The organism is Antarcticibacterium arcticum (assembly GCF_007993795.1).
GTDB lineage: Bacteria > Bacteroidota > Bacteroidia > Flavobacteriales > Flavobacteriaceae > Gillisia > Gillisia arctica.
In genome coordinates this window covers 968,175-987,601 of record NZ_CP042476.1, presented here as the reverse complement: position 1 = coordinate 987,601, position 19,427 = coordinate 968,175, and the positions used below count along the sequence as shown (strand labels likewise).

15 protein-coding genes are annotated in these 19,427 nt (G+C 40.1%); 5 read left to right on the top strand and 10 right to left on the bottom strand.

Annotated features, from left to right (window positions below; genetic code table 11):
- The first annotated feature begins 56 nt into the window (after window positions 1-56).
- From FK178_RS04335 to FK178_RS04320, 4 genes are read left to right on the top strand one after another with little or no spacing between them, the layout of a single operon-like run.
- Complete coding sequence (locus FK178_RS04335) at window positions 57-1,259, top strand: DUF2062 domain-containing protein (RefSeq protein WP_146831352.1); 1,203 nt, start codon at window positions 57-59, stop codon at window positions 1,257-1,259.
- Window positions 1,260-4,241, top strand: coding sequence for an MMPL family transporter (locus FK178_RS04330; RefSeq protein ID WP_146831350.1), 2,982 nt, complete (start codon window positions 1,260-1,262; stop codon window positions 4,239-4,241). It begins immediately after the preceding gene.
- Between the two features lie 21 nt (window positions 4,242-4,262).
- A complete protein-coding gene (locus FK178_RS04325; protein ID WP_146831348.1) occupies window positions 4,263-5,924 on the top strand; it encodes a C45 family autoproteolytic acyltransferase/hydolase in 1,662 nt (553 codons plus the stop codon).
- 5 nt (window positions 5,925-5,929) lie between these two features.
- Complete coding sequence (locus FK178_RS04320) at window positions 5,930-7,210, top strand: phenylacetate--CoA ligase family protein (protein ID WP_146831346.1); 1,281 nt, start codon at window positions 5,930-5,932, stop codon at window positions 7,208-7,210.
- Between the two features lie 60 nt (window positions 7,211-7,270).
- On the opposite strand, the gene FK178_RS04315 is transcribed toward FK178_RS04320, so the two are convergent.
- The 10 genes from FK178_RS04315 to tsaD all read right to left on the bottom strand — a co-directional run bounded on the left by FK178_RS04315 (window position 7,271) and on the right by tsaD (window position 14,863).
- The gene (locus FK178_RS04315; RefSeq protein WP_146831344.1) at window positions 7,271-7,723 is read right to left on the bottom strand and encodes a hypothetical protein; all 453 of its coding nucleotides are present in this window, start codon (window positions 7,721-7,723) and stop codon (window positions 7,271-7,273) included.
- 162 nt (window positions 7,724-7,885) lie between these two features.
- A complete protein-coding gene (locus FK178_RS04310; RefSeq protein ID WP_146831342.1) occupies window positions 7,886-8,506 on the bottom strand; it encodes a dihydrofolate reductase family protein in 621 nt (206 codons plus the stop codon).
- 92 nt (window positions 8,507-8,598) lie between these two features.
- Window positions 8,599-8,823: a PLDc N-terminal domain-containing protein gene (locus tag FK178_RS04305; RefSeq protein ID WP_146831340.1), complete on the bottom strand. Its 225-nt coding sequence runs from the start codon at window positions 8,821-8,823 to the stop codon at window positions 8,599-8,601.
- Between the two features lie 145 nt (window positions 8,824-8,968).
- Window positions 8,969-9,508, bottom strand: a complete 540-nt coding sequence (locus FK178_RS04300) for a GNAT family N-acetyltransferase (protein WP_146831338.1) — start codon at window positions 9,506-9,508, stop codon at window positions 8,969-8,971.
- Between the two features lie 46 nt (window positions 9,509-9,554).
- Window positions 9,555-10,736, bottom strand: coding sequence for a class I SAM-dependent methyltransferase (locus FK178_RS04295; protein WP_146831336.1), 1,182 nt, complete (start codon window positions 10,734-10,736; stop codon window positions 9,555-9,557).
- Window positions 10,737-10,748: 12 nt separating this feature from the next.
- A complete protein-coding gene (locus FK178_RS04290) occupies window positions 10,749-11,837 on the bottom strand; it encodes an AI-2E family transporter (protein WP_146831334.1) in 1,089 nt (362 codons plus the stop codon).
- Window positions 11,838-11,849: 12 nt separating this feature from the next.
- Window positions 11,850-12,374, bottom strand: a complete 525-nt coding sequence (locus tag FK178_RS04285; RefSeq protein ID WP_146831332.1) for a TrmH family RNA methyltransferase — start codon at window positions 12,372-12,374, stop codon at window positions 11,850-11,852.
- Entirely contained in the window at window positions 12,371-13,018 is a 648-nt protein-coding gene (locus FK178_RS04280) for a DUF4159 domain-containing protein (RefSeq protein WP_146831330.1), read from the bottom strand. Before FK178_RS04280 ends, FK178_RS04285 begins: the two co-directional genes overlap by 4 nt.
- 109 nt (window positions 13,019-13,127) lie before the next feature.
- A complete protein-coding gene (locus tag FK178_RS04275; RefSeq protein ID WP_146831328.1) occupies window positions 13,128-13,838 on the bottom strand; it encodes a 16S rRNA (uracil(1498)-N(3))-methyltransferase in 711 nt (236 codons plus the stop codon).
- Between the two features lie 2 nt (window positions 13,839-13,840).
- The gene (gene tsaD, locus FK178_RS04270) at window positions 13,841-14,863 is read right to left on the bottom strand and encodes a tRNA (adenosine(37)-N6)-threonylcarbamoyltransferase complex transferase subunit TsaD (protein ID WP_146831326.1); all 1,023 of its coding nucleotides are present in this window, start codon (window positions 14,861-14,863) and stop codon (window positions 13,841-13,843) included.
- A 117-nt stretch (window positions 14,864-14,980) separates the two neighbouring features.
- Between tsaD and FK178_RS04265 the strand changes: the two genes are divergently transcribed.
- On the top strand, window positions 14,981-19,354 hold the full coding sequence (locus FK178_RS04265) for a translocation/assembly module TamB domain-containing protein (RefSeq protein WP_449371685.1): 4,374 nt from the start codon (window positions 14,981-14,983) through the stop codon (window positions 19,352-19,354).
- Window positions 19,355-19,427: the final 73 nt, after the last annotated feature.

Sequence of the window (19,427 nt, the reverse complement as noted above, 5' to 3'; positions counted from 1 at the left end):
GCAGTTTAAGCCTTATCACGATAATTAGTAATATTTTTGCATTAAAATTCAAAGGTTTGAGCCATTCACCCATTTACCAATCGCGATTTGAAAAACTGAACTGTTGCATCCTTGTGCCTACTTATAATAACCAAAAAAGCCTGGCAAGCGTTCTACAGGACCTTCAGTTATATTCAAGTAACATAGTGGTGGTAAATGATGGTTCTACAGATGAAACCTTCGAGATCCTTAAAAATTTTTCGCACCTGGATATTCACCATTTTCCCCAAAACAGGGGTAAAGGAGCTGCCCTGGACCATGGATTTAAAATGGCCGGGGAGCTGGGATATGATTATGCGATCACGATAGATTCAGACGGGCAGCACTATCCCGATGATCTTGACATATTTTTAAACGAGCTGGAAAACAGGGATGAAAATTCTCCGGAAATTCTTCTTGTGGGAGACCGTAACATGGGCCGGGATGGGATCCCTGGGAAATCCAGCCTGGGTAATAAATTTTCAAATTTCTGGTACCTGGTGGTTACCGGCAGGCAGTTGACAGATACTCAAAGCGGTTACCGGCTGTATCCCCTGCACATCGTAAATCCTATAAAACTATACACCAATAAGTTTGAATACGAAATTGAGATCATTGTAAAAGCTTCCTGGCGTGGTGTAGATGTAAGGAACATTCCAATAAAGGTATTTTATGAAGAGAACAGGGTGACCCATTTCCGGCCATTCTGGGACATTACCCGTATTGTTATGTTATATATGTGGTTTGTGCTTGCGAGCTTTTTCTATATTCATCCAAGAGATAAGTATCGGCAATTCAGGGATAAAGGATTTAAAAGGTTCTGGAATGAAGATATTCTCAAAAGCGACGAACCCGCTCATAGAAAAGCAGCTGCCGTTGCATTGGGAGTATTCGTGGGAATATCGCCTTTCTGGGGATTTCACACCCTTATTGTCTTCCTCTTGGCTGCAGTGCTTAAATTAAATAAGGTAATTGCCTTTATCTTTTCCAATATAAGTATCCCACCACTTATCCCCGTGATTATATATGCCAGCTACCAGGCAGGATCCTTATTAACGGGAAATGGTTTTTCGTGGGAATTAAGCCTTTCCGATTTTGACTCGGGTGCAGAGGTCCTTGAGGGGCTTGGCCAGTATCTTTTGGGTAGTTTTGCTTTGGCAGGAATAACCGCATTCCTTCTTTGGATTGTGTTTTATTTCTTATTTTCGGTGGCAAACCAAAAGCAGGTTGTAAAACTTTAAATGGTTAAACTCCATCAATTAATAATTAAACATAAAGTTCTCGCTTTAACAGGGCTGGCAATCTTTATTGGGGTAATGGCTTTTCTGGCTTCCTCCATACGGTTGGAAGAGGATATTTCCAATTTGATCCCGGCAGGCGAAAAGCAGGAGGTGCTGAAAAAAGTTCTCGCCAATACCGAATTTTCTGATAAGATCATTGTTACCATTTCTTCCCAGAACGGGGAACCACAGCCCGATGAACTCACCCGCTACGCGCAGGAGTTTCTTGATAGTGTACACCAACAGCTTCCGGATTATATTACAGATATCCAGGGAAAAATCCCGGAAGAGGGAATAAGGGAGATCTATAATTTTGTGTACCAAAATTTGCCCCTTTTTCTCAATGAGGCCGATTATAATGAAATTTCCACCAGGCTGGACAAAAACAGTATTCAAACCAGGATGGAGGAGAATTATAAAAACCTTATTTCTCCCACCGGACTTGTAACTAAAGAATATCTTTTTAAAGATCCACTTTCATTAACCTCTCTTGGCTTGAAAAAGCTGGAGGAATTACAGGTAGAAGATGAATTTGAACTGTATGATAATTTTTTGATCTCCAAAGATCACCGGCACGTGTTGTTATTCATCTCGCCCTCGTTCCCTGCTTCGGAAACCAGCCGGAATACCATTTTTCTAAAAGAACTGGAAACTGTTCAACAGGATCTCAACCGGAAATATAAAGGTGTGAAAGGAGATTTTTTTGGAGGGGTGCTTTATTCGGTTGCCAATGCAAATCAAATAAAATCTGATATAAAAGTTACCCTTGGAATAGCCGGGGTTATCTTGCTCCTCATCCTTATATTTTATTACAGAAAATTTTACGTTCCCTTGCTTATATTTCTTCCCGGTATTTTGGGAGGGCTCACGGCCATTGCAGTTCTCTTCCTGCTTAAGGGGACTATTTCAGCAATTTCGCTGGGGATAGGAGCAGTGCTGCTGGGGATTAGCATTGATTATTCCTTACATATCCTTACCCATTATAAGAACAATAACAATATTAAAAAGCTTTACAGGGATGTGACGGTTCCCGTGCTCATGAGCAGCACAACTACCGCTATTGCATTCCTATGTCTTATTTTCCTTAAAAGTGAAGCTTTAAACGATCTGGGCCTTTTTGCGGCAATAAGTGTTGTGGTAGCATCCCTCTTGGCGCTTATCCTTATACCGGTCCTTTACCGCGCACCCGTGAAGGAGGAAAGAAGTAATACCATAATAGACCAGATTGCCGGGTATGATCTTCATAAAAAGACTCCTGTAGTAGCCATTATGTTTGTGATTTTTATTGTGGGACTGTTCTTTTTTACCGGAGTAGGTTTCAATAAAGATCTTTCAGCAATAAATTTTGAACCCCGGGAAATTAAAGATAAAGAGCAAAATGTACAGAAAATAGCCGGGAAAGCAGCTAAATCTATCTACCTGGTCTCCTATGGAAATTCTGTAGATGAAGCACTTGAAAACAATAACAGTTTATACCGGGAGCTTAGCGCCCTTGAGCAGAAAGAGGAGATCAATTCTTTTAGCAGTATTGGCGGCGTGGTACTTTCTACCAATACCCAACTCGCAAAAATTGAACAGTGGAAAGAGTTCTGGACCCCGGAGAAAAAACAGGGCGTGCAGGAAGATCTCAAGGCAGAGTCTGAAGGGTTTGGATTTAAACCGGAAAGTTTCAATTCTTTCTATGAGCTTCTTACAAAGGATTTTGAACCTATCTATCTCGATGATTACAGGAATATTTCCAATCTTTATCTGGACGATTTTATAAAAGCCGGAGAGAACTTTGCCACGGTTACTACAGGTTTAAATTTAAAACCGGAGAACAAACAAAAAATCCTGAATTCCCTTGCCGAAGATCAAAATATGGTTGTGGTTGACCGCAAAGAAATAAATGAAGGTTTCCTTGGGAATTTAAAGGGAGAATTTAATAAGCTAATAGGGTATTCGCTCATTGCGGTATGTTTCATCTTACTTTTATTTTATCGCTCTCTTGAGTTAACGCTTCTTACCCTGCTGCCCATAGGAATTACCTGGGTAATAACCCTGGGGTTGCTGGCAATACTCAATATAGAATTCAATATCCTAAATATTATAATCTCCACTTTTATATTTGGCCTGGGGCTGGATTACAGTATTTTCATAACCAATGCATTTCTTAGTGAATATGAAACCGGGGTAAAGGTAATTAAGACGTACCGCACTTCAATTTTACTTTCTGTTATTACCACCCTGCTGGGTATTGGCGCGTTGTTCTTTGCAGAGCATCCCGCACTAAGGTCCATTTCAATAGTTTCTATAATAGGAGTTATCACAGCTTTATTTGTGACCTTCATAATACAGGGATTTATTTTTCAAAAACTCTTTATTGACAGGAAATTAAAAGGAAAAGCCCCATTCGCTTTTAAAAATTATCTCAATCCTACAATCATTACCAACAGTGATGAAAAACTATATTACCGCAAAGAGGTTTATGATAATTACCGCTACAAAAAAGATTTTCCCGGGATAAGAAGAAAATTTGAAAGCGATAAAGAGCGTTACCTTAAGGTGGCAGAATATCTGGAAATGAAGGATGTTGTGCTGCATTACACATCAGGAAAAGGACTTCTACCTGTATATTTACGGTATAAGAGACCGGGAATAAAGATCGTTGGAGTAGAACACGACAGGGCAAAGCTGCAAATCGCATTGAATACATTATCCTCCTCAACCGCGCATCTGGAATTCCAGGATTTTGTTCCCAGGGAAAAGTCCTACTTTAACGTAATAATTATTTCTGAAGTTCCCCCGCAGGAAGCTGAAATCGATCTTAACCGGTTAATAGCCGGGAGTGCAGAGAAAGTTATTATTTTAGATCCCGGGTATTCCTACCGCTGGATCATTGATCTCAACTTTGAGATCCTGTACAGGCAAAATGAAGTAGTAGTCCTTCAAAAAGTGGAATAAAACTTACGAAAGAAAGGAATCATGAAGCAGCCGCTTATATACATAATTTGTTCAGTATTACTCCTGAGTGGCTGCGGGGTTAAAAGGTCTCTTGAGGATCGGCCAAATCTCACCGGAATTTCCAGCATTGATACCTTGCGCACCAAACATAATGACAGTCTTTTTACCCTGGGAAATAATTCCCTGGCAAAAAACCAATACGGGATCTGGGAGCTGTACGTTGAGGGTGATGCGCTTGAGCGTGGCCTCGTTACAGGAAGCCTAACCCGTGAGCTTATGCATATCCAGGAACGGGCAATCATGGATAAAATTGAAAGCCTTGTGCCACAGGGAGGCTATCAGAATTTTCTTCGAAAGGTTGTAAAGGTTTTTAACCGTAAAATGCATTTACACATACCCGAAGAATATAAAGCTGAAATTTACGGGGTGTCACGATTTGCTTTGCCGGAATACAATTCCTTTGCTCAACCTTACGTAAGGGCCTTATATCTTCACGGGGCGCACGATATTGGCCATGCACTTCAGGACCTTATGCTGGTAGGATGTACTTCTTTTGCAGCCTGGGACTCCAAAACCAGGGACGGGCAAATACTGCTGGGGAGAAATTTTGATTTTTATGCGGGAGATGATTTCGCAAAAGAAAAGATAGCTGCTTTTATTAATCCTGCGGAAGGCCATAAGTTCATGATGTACACCTGGGGCGGAATGATAGGCGTGGTGAGCGGAATGAATGAAAAAGGGCTCACAGTAACTATTAACGCCGGAAAATCAAAAATTCCACTTGTTGCCAAAACCCCCATTGCGCTTGTGGCAAGGGAAATATTGCAATATGCTGAGACCACGGGGGAAGCAATCGCAATTGCGCGAAAAAGAGAGGTTTTTGTTTCTGAAGCCATTATGATAGGAAGTGCCGCTGAACGAAAGGCAATTCTAATTGAAGTGGCGCCCAATAATTTTGGGGTTTATGAGGTAGAAAATACCAACCGGCTAATTTGCAGCAATCACTTTCAAAGTGAGGAATATAGCAATGACAGGCGAAATCTCAAGACCCGGGAAGAAAGCCATACTACTTACAGATTCCAAAAAATGGAAGAATTGATAGAGAAGGAAGCTGCAATTTCTCCTCTTAAAGCAGCCGAAATCCTACGCAACAGGGAAGGATTGGAAGGAGTTTCTCTTGGCATGGGGAATGAGAAAGCCATCAACCAGCTGCTCGCGCATCATGGGATTATTTTTAAACCCGAAGAACGCAAGTTGTGGATCTCTGCCAATCCCTTTCAAATGGGAGCTTTTGTTGCTTATGACTTGGATGAGGCTTTCGACCGCTTTATCTCAGGTAATTCAGGAAAGGTGGTTCTAAATGAAGCAGAAACTATTCCGGCAGATGATTTTATTCTAAGCAAGCAATACCGGGATTATATGGAATTTCGTTCCTTAAGCCGGGAAGCAGAAAACGCTATGGCGGGAAACAAGTTACCTGAGGAAGATACAGTGGTACGAATAATTCAGCTGAATCCCCATTTCTGGAAATCCTGGGCACTGGCAGGGGAGTACTATTATAAACAAAAAGACTATAAAAAAGCAGTAATTCACTTTAAACAAGCCCTCAACCGGGAGGTTACCACTTTACCGGATGAGGAACGGTTAGAGAAAATGATCAAAAAAAGCTACCGGAAAATATAAAAATCATGGCCAATTCCCATAAAGAACCATTATCCCAAATAAAAGAATTGCAGTGGCTGCAGCTTAAAAAACAACTCGTGTATTTACAGTTGCATTCTCCCTTTTATAAGAAGCTGTTTAAAAGAGATAATATTGATATAAATGCCATCCTGTCCTATAATGATTTTAGTCTCCTGCCTGTAACCACCAAAGAAGACCTGCAGGAGTTTAATGAAGATTTTATATGTGTTCCTTCGGAAGAGATCATAGACCATGTGACCACCTCGGGAACCCTGGGAAAGCCGGTTAGCCTTGCCCTAAATAATGCCGATCTTGACCGCCTCACCAACAACGAACTTGAATCTTTTAAACTCGCCGGAGTTAAGAAAGAAGATGTGGTGCAAATTACTACTACGCTGGACCGCAGGTTTATGGCAGGCCTGGCTTATTTTTTAGGTTTAAGGAAACTTGGGGCCGGAATTGTGCGTACCGGCAGCGGATTGCCTCAACTGCAGTGGGATTCTATAGAAAGGTTTAAACCTAAATATCTTGTTGCAGTTCCTTCCTTTCTGCTTAAAATGGTGGAGTATGCCGAGGCCAATTCAATAGACTATAAAAACTCATCAGTAAAAGCTGCCATTTGCATTGGGGAGCCGGTACGCAATATTGAATTTGAACTTAACAGTTTGGGAAAGCGGCTTAAGGAATTATGGGATATTGAAATTTATTCCACCTATGCCTCTACCGAAATGGCTACCGCTTTTACTGAGTGTGAAATTCACAAGGGAAATCACGCCCAGCCGGAATTGATCTTTGCCGAGATCCTGGACCAGGAAGGAAAGCACGTTGTGCCAGGCGAAATAGGGGAGCTGGTAATTACCACCCTGCAAATGGAAACCATGCCTTTGCTTAGGTTCGCAACCGGAGATATGCTTACTTATACAGAGGAACCCTGTGAATGTGGCAGAAATACCTTGCGCCTAAGCCCGGTAATAGGCCGCCGAAAGCAAATGATCAAGTTAAAGGGTACCAGCCTTTATCCACAAAGTATAGTGGAAGTTCTCAACGGCATAAAGACAGTGGATAGTTTCGTGATAGAAGCTCGCAGGGGTGAATTGGGATTGGACAGCGTTACGGTAAAAATACCGGACACGGTGGCATTGGAAGAAATTAAGGTTTTAAGGGAGCAGTTTAAATCAAGGTTGCAGGTATCCCCGGAAATTGAATTGGTAAGCCACGGTGAAATAGAGAGCCTTGTTTATCCCGGAGAAAGCAGAAAACCTCAGGTTTTCAGGGATTTCAGGTAACCTGGAAGAGATTTGAATCTTTTAGCACGACAAACTCTCATTTGTCATGTGGCTTTAGAATTATCTTTGGACAATGGGAGTTAAGATCTCAATACCATTTTGATTATCAAATTCAAATTTTATTTCGGTTGGGGTTATGATAAGCCTTCCCTCATTTTGGGATTCCATAACGTTCAAGCTTAAACTATATTCCCCAATGGCAAATTCTCCTAAATTGATCATAGCAGTTGCAGGTCCCAATGCGGTAGCACATAATCTTTCACCTTTGATTGATTCAAAATTTATCTCTACAGACTTCTGGCCTGTACGTTTACTCGTTACGATTTTGTAGTTATAGCATTGATATTCTTTTTTTGTCCTACAATTCAATATTATTTCCTTTGGAGCAGATGTTTCTATGGCACTAATAAGGATAACGGAGTCAACCGGAGAAATATTCGAGCTCTCATCTTCCCTGTCGCAGGCTGCCATTAGCATTAAGAATATAAGAGATATTATTTTCGGGTACTTCATAGGGGAATCTTATTATATTGTTGAACATCTATAACAATTTTTAACCAAAAGCTCATATTGCTTTCCATAAATGGGTTAGCACATTACTTAGCAAATACACACCAAACTGAAAATCCGCGAGGATTTCAAGAAGAAGGGGAGTCTATGGAATTTCCCGGTTTTCTATTTTTTAATTAGTTTATATCTTATATGAGTAATAAAATTCGATGGAATTACCTCTTCGATCTTAAGGGCGTACTTATCTTTGTTAATCCCGTCAAATAATCGAATTCCACTTCCCAGGAAAACCGGTGCTATGTGAATTAAAAATTCATCAACAAGCCCTGCGTTGAGAAATTGTTGAATGGTATTTGCTCCGCCCTGAATTCTTACGTCTTTTCCTTTGGCAGATTGTATTGCTTTCTCAAGTGCACTTTCTATTCCGTCATTAATAAAATAAAAGGTGGTGGAGCCTTCCTGAACCCATGGTTCACGCTTTTCGTGCGTTAAAACATACACGTTTGCTTTATAAAGGTCATTTGGCCAACTGACTTCGCCTTCCTCAAACATACGTTTTCCCATAATGAAAGCCCCGGTTCGTCCAATAGTCTCTCTTATCAATTTCCCGTCTGCACTATCTTCATTTCCTTCTTCTATTCCCAGATATTCCCAGAAAGCTTTTTGGTTAAACATCCACCCATGAATTTTTCCTGAAACCCCACCCATAGAATTTTTGGGGCTTCTATTGTCTCCTGCAAAAAATCCGTCAAGAGAGATTCCACTGTCAAATATTATTTTACTCATTTTTAATATTTTGCCTGTGCTTTTTAAATACGCCAGGGTCCTACGATTGCTGTTTACATTTAACCTGGGAATGAATCAGATTCCACTACTTTTTACGAGGTTCTATTAAAATCAGGGTTAAATTTTCTTTGCTTCTCAATATATTTCTTTCCGAACTGGAAGTAAATTAAAGACCCTAAAACGGGAAATATAAAAATTAAGAGTATCCACAAGCCTTTGATTGCAGAATTTTCAAATCTCGACCTTATGATATCAACAAATGCCCATATCCATAGGACTGCCGTTAAAATTGCGAATGGAATAATTAATATGCTCATAGAATTTAGTTTTTAGTGTTTGTTGCCAACGTCCTGTATAAAAACAGTGCGAGATGGCGAGTTTGATTGTCCGCAGAACAATCCGCTGAGCAAGCGAGCACAGTTTTTCGAATTAGCACTAAGTTAGCATTGTTTTTATATGTTGTTAGCTGATGGAATTTTCAAGTTCAAAAATAACATTAGAGTCATTATCTAAATCTTTTTTAGCCTTTAGAAGGTGAAATTTATTCTTTTTCAATAGTCTTTTAGAGCTTTTATTTTCATTATGAGTATATGCTTCTATTTTCTCAAGTTTTAATTCATTAAATCCAAAATCAATAATCAGTTTTAGAGCTTCACTCATAATTCCTAATTTTTGAAATTCCGGTTTTAAATCATATCCAACTTCAGCAATCTTATTATTCTGAGAAAAATTCCACAAACAAATTGTTCCTATAATTTGAAGATCATTCTTAAGTGTAATTCCCCAAGCTATTGATTTATTATTTGTGATATTTTCATTTAATTCTTTTATAAATTTTATAGCATCAGATTTATTCTTAGTCTTTCTATGTTCAGGTCTTTCAATATATTTATTGATAGTTTTATCAGAGCGCAGGTAAAGAATAGCATCACTATCTGATTCATAAATATTTCTCAGAAAAAGTCTTTCTGATTTTAATTCTGGGAAAGGGTTAAAATTCATTTTTTCATTTTCTGCTCGCAGCTAACGTACTTATAAATGTAATACTTTATATCTTCTCACATACCAGCATGATCTTGTCGTTATTTAAATTGGTGGTAAAGAACAGGTAAGAATCGCCGCCATCTTCAATCTTTAATTCTTTCCTCAAATCCTCTACAGTTTTGGGAAAGTTACGGGTTGTGATATTTGCCTTTTTAAAGGCGGGGTGTTTTTTCAATATTTTTTTTAAATAGGGGAGTATTTCAAGAACTTTAAAACTTCGGCCGGGAAAATGCTGAATTTCGTCACTTGTGAATAAATGGGAATTTGAATGAAGTTTAGTTGTGCCGGTTTGAGAGGCAACTTCGGCAAACAGTCCGCTTTTCATCACCGCGGGATTGGGTTCAAAAAGATATTTTCCGGGAAGACTTAAAGGTGCATCTTCCAAATTTCCGGCATATACCGCCTCAAACTCCTGAACGTTCTTTTTCAGGAAATTCACTGTTTTAATACGAATTTCTTTTTCAGCAAAATCTTTTTCAAGAAGCCAGAGAAGCTCCTTAACTTCATTATTCACCGCAACTATATGAATTTCAGCGACATTTTTAAGTTCCAGGATTCCAGCCTTCAGGTCAAGCAGAGGGGAAGTCTTAATAAGCAGCTTATTTGAACGGTCAAATAACAATTCCATATTTCCGGGAACATCGGGAGTGCATTGTTCCAATAGAAAAACCTTTCCGCCATAATCATCCCTCCGCGCGGGATCGAGGTAGATAAGATCAATTTTTTGGGGTGAATCTTTCAGAAAAGCTATTCCGTCTCCTGCAAAGGTGTGTATGTTATTTCTTCCAAGGACTTTGAAATTATGGGAGGCTATTTTTGAAAGTTCCGGGTCGAGTTCGCAGTGAGTTAGCTTCTCAAATCTTTCAGCAAAAAAGAAACTATCAATTCCAAATCCGCCGGTTAGATCTGTCATCTCTTTCCCCGAAACAAGGGAAGCCTTATACTTAGCCGTAATTTCTGAAGAAGTTTGTTCCAGGTTGATATTGGGTGGGAAAATAATTCCTTCAGCATTAAACCAGGTGGGGAGCTTTTTTTCTGCCCTGCGCATACCATTTATTTGGGCGGCTATCTCCTGTACAGAAACGTGGGGAAAAGGGCTTCCTTTAAGAATTAGCTTTGAAAGATCTATTTTTAAATTCTTTCTAATGAATTCCTGAACTTCCGGAAGTAAAAGCGCCTTGTTCAAAGCTTGGTGGTTTTAAAGGTCCCTGGTAAGCCTCTTTACGATCTTGTATTCGCTTAACGATTCCTTAGCTATAACTTTTAAGGCTGTGTAAAAAGGTACCGCCACCACCATTCCCAATATCCCGAATAACAACCCTGCAATAAGGATCACGAGGAATATCTCAAGGGGATGGGAGCGCACACTGGCACCAAAGATGAGTGGCTGACTTATAAGATTGTCTATTAACTGGGCAATGGAATATCCAAGCATAACGTAAATAAGCTTTGGAAGTATGATCAATTGAAAATCTGCCCCAAGGTTGCTGGAGATCACGAAAAGCATCATTAAGATCCCCGCAAATATTGGCCCCAGATAAGGAACAAGGTTTAAAATGGCACATATAAAAGCGATGGCCACCGGGTTATTGATCTCAAAAATACTAAGCAGCAGGAGGTACAAAATGAACAGAACGGTAACCTGCATTGTTAACCCCACAAAATACCTTGATAAAAGGATCTTGATCTTGTTAAATACCCTTTGAAATTTATCTTCTTCCCCTTTATTGGCAAATACCAGGATACTGTTGAGCATCAACTTACTGTCCTTAAGCAGGAAAAAGGAAATAAACAAAATTGAAAATACCGCAATAAGCGTGGCGCCCAGGATCCCGAATACACTGTTCAGGAATTTAGGAATAATATTGATATCAAGGTTTTTTGCTATTTCGCTTTGTTGCAGGCTTTCCAGAAGGTTTATATTCTCAACTCCCAGATACGCGTTTATCTGGTCATTCATTATATATATATCCTCCTTGAATGCTTCAATATCTATCCTTCCAAGGTGATAGCTTTGCTCAATAACAATAGGCACAAATACCAGGATGATTCCAATGAATACAGATAAAACCATTAACAGAACAATAATAACTGCCAGTTGATTTGGTAATTTAAAGCGCGACCTTAAAAATATAACCACCGGCCGGCCTATGAGCGAAATTACTCCCGCCACAGCTATGTACACGAGCACAGATTGAATTTGGTAAAGAAAATAAAGTAGGAGAAATATCCCCAGCAAAATACCTATTGCCCGTAAGATCCCGTAAGAAAAAGATTTTGCATTCACCTTGTAAAGATATTATTTCTCCGCTAAGGAAGGAAGGGTTTTTGAAATTTCATAAAAAGCAATACCTGCGGCTTGTGAAACATTCATGCTACTGTTACGGCCAAACATGGTTATATGTACTTTTAATGGTATTTTTTCCAGTAAAGCAGGTGCTATTCCATGTCTCTCATTACCTACCACCAGAACTATCTTTTTTTCATTCTTAAAGTGAACCTTATCAAGGGGTTTACTGTCTTCAGTGATCTCCAGGGCAATTGGTGTGTAACCCAGTTCTATATAGTTGGCAAGGGCTTCTTCAGGATCTTCCCAAAATTCATTGCTCACATTATCAACTGTGGCCCTTGCGGTCCTCTTTAACCTGTTGCTGTTTAGGTTCACCGGGGACCCGCAAAAGACGATCTTTTCAATATTAAACGCATCGGCAAGCCTGAAAAGGCTGCCAATGTTAGCATCTCCCATCAAATTATCTGCAAGCAGGATTATAGGAAAACGTTGCACGGGCGTGCCATGTTCTTTATGGGATAGTTGGGTACTCAATTCTCAAAAGCGTATTTAATAATATTTGCCCCCATTTGCAGGGCTTTGAGCCTTACCTCGGGTGGATCATTGTGTACCGCAGGGTCTTCCCAACCATTTCCAAGGTCACTTTCATAGGTAAACAGCAACAAAAGCCGATCATTTTCAAAGATTCCAAAGGCTTGCGGCGGCAGCCCATCATGTTCATGGATCTTAGGCAGGCCATTGGGAAATGAAAATGCATTATTAAAAATAGGGTGGGAGGCAGGTAGTTCCTTTAATTCCCTGTCTGGAAATAACTTTTTAATTTCTTTTCTTACGTACTCATTCATTCCGTAATTATCATCAATATGAAGAAAGCCGCCGCTTAAGAGATAAGCTCTAAGGTTGGCCGCTTCATCGCCGCTAAAAAACACATTCCCGTGCCCGGTCATATGTACAAAGGGAAATTGATAAATATCTGTGCTTCCGGGAGTTACGGTTTGGGGTTTTGGTTTTATGGCAGTGGTAAGATTTTCATTGCAAAATTTTATAAGATTTGGTAACGAGGTAGGGTTGGAATACCAGTCACCACCTCCCTGATATTTGAGCACCGCTATTTCCTGGGCTACGCTTGTAAAACAGCCTCCGGTTATTAACAGTAAAAAAACTAACATTTTTTTCATTGAAATATGTTCGCAAACCTTTTTAAACAGTGGAAAGATAGGAAATATTTCAAGGGGAATTTTAACGGGTATTATAAATAAATGTTATAACGGTAGCGGGTACCTAAAGCTACTCTTCATTTGCCAGTGAAGCTGTGTGGGAGGCTACCACTGCTGCAGTTTCTGTACGAAGGCGGCTTTTACCCAAAGTCACCGGGATCCAGCCGTGTGACAGGGCGAGTTCAATTTCATCCGGGCTAAAGTCCCCCTCCGGCCCTATTAGAATAATGGAAGTTTCATTGGGTTTTAATTCCTTTTTCAGGGACCTACGGGGTTTATCATCCTCGCAGTGGGCGATGTATTTTTTACCTGTAAAAGTGGAAGAAACAAATTCAGAAAATGAAATTGCCTCATTGAGTTGTGGAATTCTAAAATGCAGGGCTTGTTTCATGGCGCTTTGCAGAACCCTTTCAAAGCGTTCGTTTTTAACCACTTTTCGCTCGCTGTTGCTGCATATTACCGGGGTGATCTCATGCACTCCAATCTCTGTGGCCTTTTCAAGGAACCATTCATACCTGTCGTTCATTTTGGTAGGTGCCACAGCCAGATGTACATAATACGGCGGTTTGTCCTGCACTTCAACGCTTGAAATTTTCGCAATACATTGTTGGGAGGAAGAACTTATGATCTCCGTAATAAATAAATATCCTTTCCCATTGGTAACATTCAGCAGGTCTCCCTCATTTTTCCTAAGAACTTTTACAATATGCCGGCTTTCTTCCTTTGGAAAAATGATCTGGCTATCGGTTTCAGAAATTTCAGGATGATAGAATAATTGCATAGTTAGATTTTATAACGCGGCTGTGCGGTGACTGAAAGATCTGTAAACTCTCCCTGTATGTATTTGTAATAGCCCACAATTCCAATCATCGCGGCATTATCTGTTGTATATTCAAATTTTGGAACATAGGTTTTCCAGCCGTATTTTTTTTCGGCGTCATACAGGGCTTTTCTTATTCCGCTGTTAGCGGAAACCCCGCCACCAATGGCAATTTGGTTTATGCCGGTTTGTTTTACCGCTTTTTTAAGTTTATCCATCAGGATCTCCACAATGGTATATTGAATGGATGCACAAATATCATCACGGTTCTCCTCAATAAAATTAGGATTATTTTTTACTTCTTTCTGAATAAAATATAACACCCCGGTCTTTAAACCGCTAAAGCTGAAGTCAAGCCCACCTACTTTTGGTTTGGTAAATTTGAATGCTTTTGGATTCCCTGTTTTTGAATATTTATCTATCAAAGGCCCTCCCGGATAGGGAAATCCTAGGATCTTTGCACTCTTATCAAATGCTTCTCCCACCGCATCATCTATGGTCTGGCCAATTACTTCCATTTCAAAATAATTGGAAACTTTTACTATTTGCGTATGCCCTCCACTTATGGTCATTGCCAGGAAAGGGAAGCTGGGTTTCGAGAAATTTTCCTCGTCTATAAAGTGGGCCAGGATATGCGCCTGCATATGGTTTACCTCAATAAGAGGAATATTTAACCCCATGGAAAGGGACTTTGCAAACGAAGTACCTACCAGTAAAGAACCCATAAGTCCGGGACCTTTGGTAAAAGCAATTGCAGATACATCTTTTTTGTCGATATTTGCTTGAGCAAGGGCCTGATGTATCACCGGTACAATATTTTGCTGGTGGGCACGGGAAGCAAGCTCGGGGACCACACCGCCATATTTGGTATGAACCTCCTGGGTGGCTACAATATTGGAAAGTAATTTATCGTTGCAAAGGACTGCTGCTGCAGTATCATCGCAGGAAGATTCTATGGCAAGGATATAGATGTTTTGGGAAGTCATTAATTGAAAAGGGGCATAATAAATGTTTCTAATGTGTACAAAGTTATAACATAAAAGCGTATCAAAAAATTCTGGAAAATACTAATCAGGACAGTCGTTGCGCTGCTTTTGGTTTTCGTGTTTTTATTGATCATTTTCTCCATACCTGCCGTACAGACTACTGTGGCGAAAAAATTGACGAATTCTATCAGGGAACGGTCTGATGTTAACCTATCTGTGGGGAGGGTAAGTTTTTCTTATTTTGGAAAAGTAAAACTCAACCGGGTATATGTTGAAGACCATCACCAGGATACATTATTATATGCCCGGGAATTAAATACTTCCCTTCTTAGCCTCCGGAATTTAATAAACAATACTCCCAATTTAGGGAATACCACTGCAGATGGTTTAAAAATAAAAATGATACGCTATAAGGGGGAAGAAACAGATAACCTTAGTATCATTCTTGCCAAATTACGCAAGGAACCCACAGGAGAACCCAAACCTTTTGAATTGTTTATACAGGATATTTACGTTAAGGACGGGTATTATACCTTTATAGATGAAAACCTGGAAGTTCCGGTGATCCTGGAGTTTAAGGATTTGAACCTGCAGGCGGAAGATCTTAAGGTGGTAGATAGTGATTTTACGGTTTCTATTAATTCCCTGAAAGCGAGGGAAGCTTCCGGAATTGAAGTAGTGCATATGAGCACGCAATTCTCCTATAGCCCCACCCAAATGGTCTTTAAAGACCTTATCCTGGAAACCCCCGATTCCTATCTGGATGCCAACCTTGCTCTGGATTACGAGAGTTTTTCCAATTTCACCAATGAAGTCCAAATCGTTGGGAATTTTAAGGAATCCAAATTCTCTACCAATGATCTCCGGCTTTTTTATGAGCCCTTTGGCGAGAATGAAAACCTTATTATCAGCAGTGATATAGAAGGAACATTAAATGATTTTGTGCTCAAGGATCTGGAGCTTGCAGGAATGGACCGCAGCTTCATAGATGGGAAAGTAAGACTGGAAGGCCTTTTTTCTGCCGATATGGAAAAGTTTAAAATGACCGGAGATTTTGAACGTTTTTCCACAAACTATTATGACCTTGTAAATCTCCTCCCTTCGGTATTAGGAACAACCCTGCCTGAAACTCTTCGGGACTTTGGTAATTTACAACTAAACGGTTTGGCTACCCTTACCAAAAATTCCCTGGATGCAAATGTTTTTGTAAGCACCTTGCTGGGAACTGCCAAAGCCGATATAATTCTGAATAATTTCACCAATTCTGCTGCCACCACTTATAGAGGGGACCTGCAGGTCAATAATTTTAATCTGGGCCGCTTGCTGGGCCAAAAAGACCTTGGTAAAACCACCTTTAATCTTTTTATAGACGGGAAAGGTTTTACTCCTGAAAGTTTGAATACCCAAATTCGTGGCAGGATCTCAAGGCTTAATTACAACAATTACCAATATTCCAATATCCTTGTAATGGGAACGGTAAGAAATTCTGTTTTTAATGGAAATCTCGTTTCCCAGGACCAGAACCTGCAAATGGAATTCAACGGACTTGTAGATATTTCAAAGGCCGAAAATATATATGATTTTGAAGCTTCTATTGGTTATGCAAACCTGCGGGAACTTAATTTTATTTCCCGTGACACCATATCTGTCCTAAAAGGGGATATTATAATGAATATGCAGGGGAATAATTTGGATAATGTCTACGGAACGATCCTGCTTGCAAACACCACTTATCAAAACCAGAATGACCTTTATTACTTCGATGACCTTAGTGTTACTTCCTCCTTTGATGCACAGGGAATACGCACTATTGCAGTAAACTCACCAGATGTTATTAACGGGCAGGTTACCGGGAATTTCAAAATTTCAGAGGTAGGGGCATTAATTGAAAATTCCATAGGAAGTATCTATACAAACTATCGCCCGAATGTTATTACAACCAATCAATACATGGAATTCGATTTTGATATTTATAATAAGATCGTAGATGTATTTTATCCTGAAATAAAGCTCGCACCAAATACCTTTATAAGAGGTAGGGTAGAGTCTGATGAATCTGAATTCCGGCTTACCTTTCGCTCCCCCAAAATTGAAGCTTTCGGGAATATGCTGCAGGACCTGAATATCCAGGTAGATAACACCAACCCTTTGTATAATACCTTTGTGGAAGCCGATAGTGTTTCCACCGGCATCTATAATTTTTCTGAATTCAGTTTAATTAATGTTACGCTGCGGGATACGCTTTTTATAAGATCTGAAATGCAGGGAGGAAAACAGAACAATGATGTTTTCAATCTCAATTTATTTCACACTATTAATGCTGATAATAAATCTGTAATCGGGATTCAGCGATCAGACATTAAATTCAAAGAGAACGTATGGTTTTTAAATGAGAACAGTAACAGAAGTAATAAAATAGTATTCTCAAATAATTTTAGGGACCTGGTGATAGACTCATTGGAGCTAACCCATATGGGAGAAAATATTCGCCTTAATGGGGCAATGAGGGATTCTACTTATAAAGATTTCAAAATTGAATTTGAAGATGTAGATATTGGAAAGATCACCCCAGATCTTGACAGCCTTAGCATAGCAGGAATACTTAACGGGCGCTTACATTTACTGCAGGAGGATGGGGCCTTTTTTCCTAATACCGAGCTGGAAGTGGAAGACCTTGAGATAAACGATATTCCTATGGGCAGGCTGGATATTGCAGTGGATGGAAATGAAGACCTTACTTTTTATAATGTAGATGCCAGATTAAGCAGGAAGGGCTTTGAATCTATAAGTGCGTTAGGACAAATAAATGCTGCAGGTAAAGATCCCACAATAGATCTGGAGGTTGCCTTACGCAATGTTAATATGGCCGCTTTTAGTCCATTGGGAGGGGACGTAATTGATAATATACGGGGGTATGCTTCAGGAGACGCTATGGTTACCGGAAGTTATAAAAATCCAGACATTACGGGAATGATAGAGCTGGAAGACGCCGGTTTCAGGATCCCTTATTTAAATATAGATTATAACCTTAATAATATTGCCACGGTAGATCTCACCCAGCAGCAATTCGTGTTTAATGATGTGGAATTGCTGGATATAAAATACAGGACTACGGGGAATCTTGACGGCACAATTTCTCACAGGAATTTCAAGGAATGGTTCCTGGACCTGGAAGTTAACGGAGACCGTATGCTGGTGCTGGATACCCAGGCCGAAATTGACGCCCTTTATTACGGTACCGCATTTATTGATGGTGAAGCTACAATAAAAGGCCCAACAGATGAACTTGTCATAAATGTTACGGCAGCTACAGAACGGGGAACCATTTTCAGGATCCCTTTAAGTGATGCCGAATCTGTGGGGGATAATTCCTATATCCATTTTTTAAGTCCGGAGGAAAAAGCATCCAGGCTTGCAGGGATAGAATTGGAAATACCGGAGGTGAAAGGGCTGGAGCTTAATTTTGATCTTGATATAACAAACGCTGCTGAAGTTGAAGTAGTGGTAGACCAAACCAGCGGGAGTTCCTTAAGAGGAAGGGGAGCAGGGAATATGCTTATAGAGATCAATACCAATGGAAAATTCAATATGTGGGGAGATTTCGTGGTATACGAAGGGGTATATAATTTTAAATATGCAGGTCTTGTTCAAAAGGTTTTTAAAGTACAATCTGGTGGAAGTATAAACTGGAATGGAAGCCCTGTTCAAGCCGAACTGGATGTAAGCGCCATCTATGAAATTGATGCCAACCCGGCCATATTACTGGAAAATCCATCTATTAACCGAAAGATCCCTGTAGAGGTAGTGATCCTGCTCCAGGGCCAGATTGCACAACCGGATATTACCTTTGACGTACAATTTCCAAACGCCAGCAGCGCAGTACGCTCTGAGCTTGAATACAGGATGGTAGATCGTGCCACCCGGGAATTGCACGCGCTTTTCCTTGTAACCCAGGGATCCTTCTATACAGATTTTGCCATAGGGCAAAATGCCTGGTCTGGTACCCTTGTGGAAAGGGCCTCCAGCCTTGTAAACGATATTTTTGCCGATGAGGATGGGAAGTTCCAGGTAGGGGTAAATTATGTACAGGGAGAACGTACGCCAGACCAGCAAACGGTAGACAGGTTCGGGTTAACGCTTAGCACCCAGATAAGCAACCGTATTCTTATAAATGGGGCAGTAGGGGTTCCTGTAGGCGGGGTTACAGAATCTGTAATTGTGGGAGATGTAGAGATCCAATTCCTGCTAAATGAGGATGGCTCTTTACGTGCAAAAGTCTTTAACCGTGAAAACAACATTCAGTTTATTGGAGAAGAGATAGGATTTACCCAGGGAATTGGGATCTCGTATTCTGTAGATTTTGATACTTTTAAGGAGTTGATACGCAAGATCATGAATCGTGAATATCTTAAAACCGAGGAGGAGGAAATCGAAGAGCAATCGGCCAAATCTCTGGCCCCCGATTATATAGTTTTTCCTGAAATTAAATAAAAGCAGCTTCTTTAAATTTCGGTTAAATTAAACGGATATCCCTCCTTATAATATTATACTTCGTAATTTTGAA

Coding starts and splice junctions, on each gene's coding strand:
- FK178_RS04305 (WP_146831340.1), bottom strand. CDS start 8,823: ATGAGCATATTAATTATTCCATTCGCAATTTTAACGGCAGTCCTATGG.
- FK178_RS04325 (WP_146831348.1), top strand. CDS start 4,263: ATGAAGCAGCCGCTTATATACATAATTTGTTCAGTATTACTCCTGAGT.
- FK178_RS04300 (WP_146831338.1), bottom strand. CDS start 9,508: ATGAATTTTAACCCTTTCCCAGAATTAAAATCAGAAAGACTTTTTCTG.
- FK178_RS04310 (WP_146831342.1), bottom strand. CDS start 8,506: ATGAGTAAAATAATATTTGACAGTGGAATCTCTCTTGACGGATTTTTT.
- tsaD (WP_146831326.1), bottom strand. CDS start 14,863: ATGACTTCCCAAAACATCTATATCCTTGCCATAGAATCTTCCTGCGAT.
- FK178_RS04315 (WP_146831344.1), bottom strand. CDS start 7,723: ATGAAGTACCCGAAAATAATATCTCTTATATTCTTAATGCTAATGGCA.
- FK178_RS04330 (WP_146831350.1), top strand. CDS start 1,260: ATGGTTAAACTCCATCAATTAATAATTAAACATAAAGTTCTCGCTTTA.
- FK178_RS04275 (WP_146831328.1), bottom strand. CDS start 13,838: ATGCAATTATTCTATCATCCTGAAATTTCTGAAACCGATAGCCAGATC.
- FK178_RS04280 (WP_146831330.1), bottom strand. CDS start 13,018: ATGAAAAAAATGTTAGTTTTTTTACTGTTAATAACCGGAGGCTGTTTT.
- FK178_RS04320 (WP_146831346.1), top strand. CDS start 5,930: ATGGCCAATTCCCATAAAGAACCATTATCCCAAATAAAAGAATTGCAG.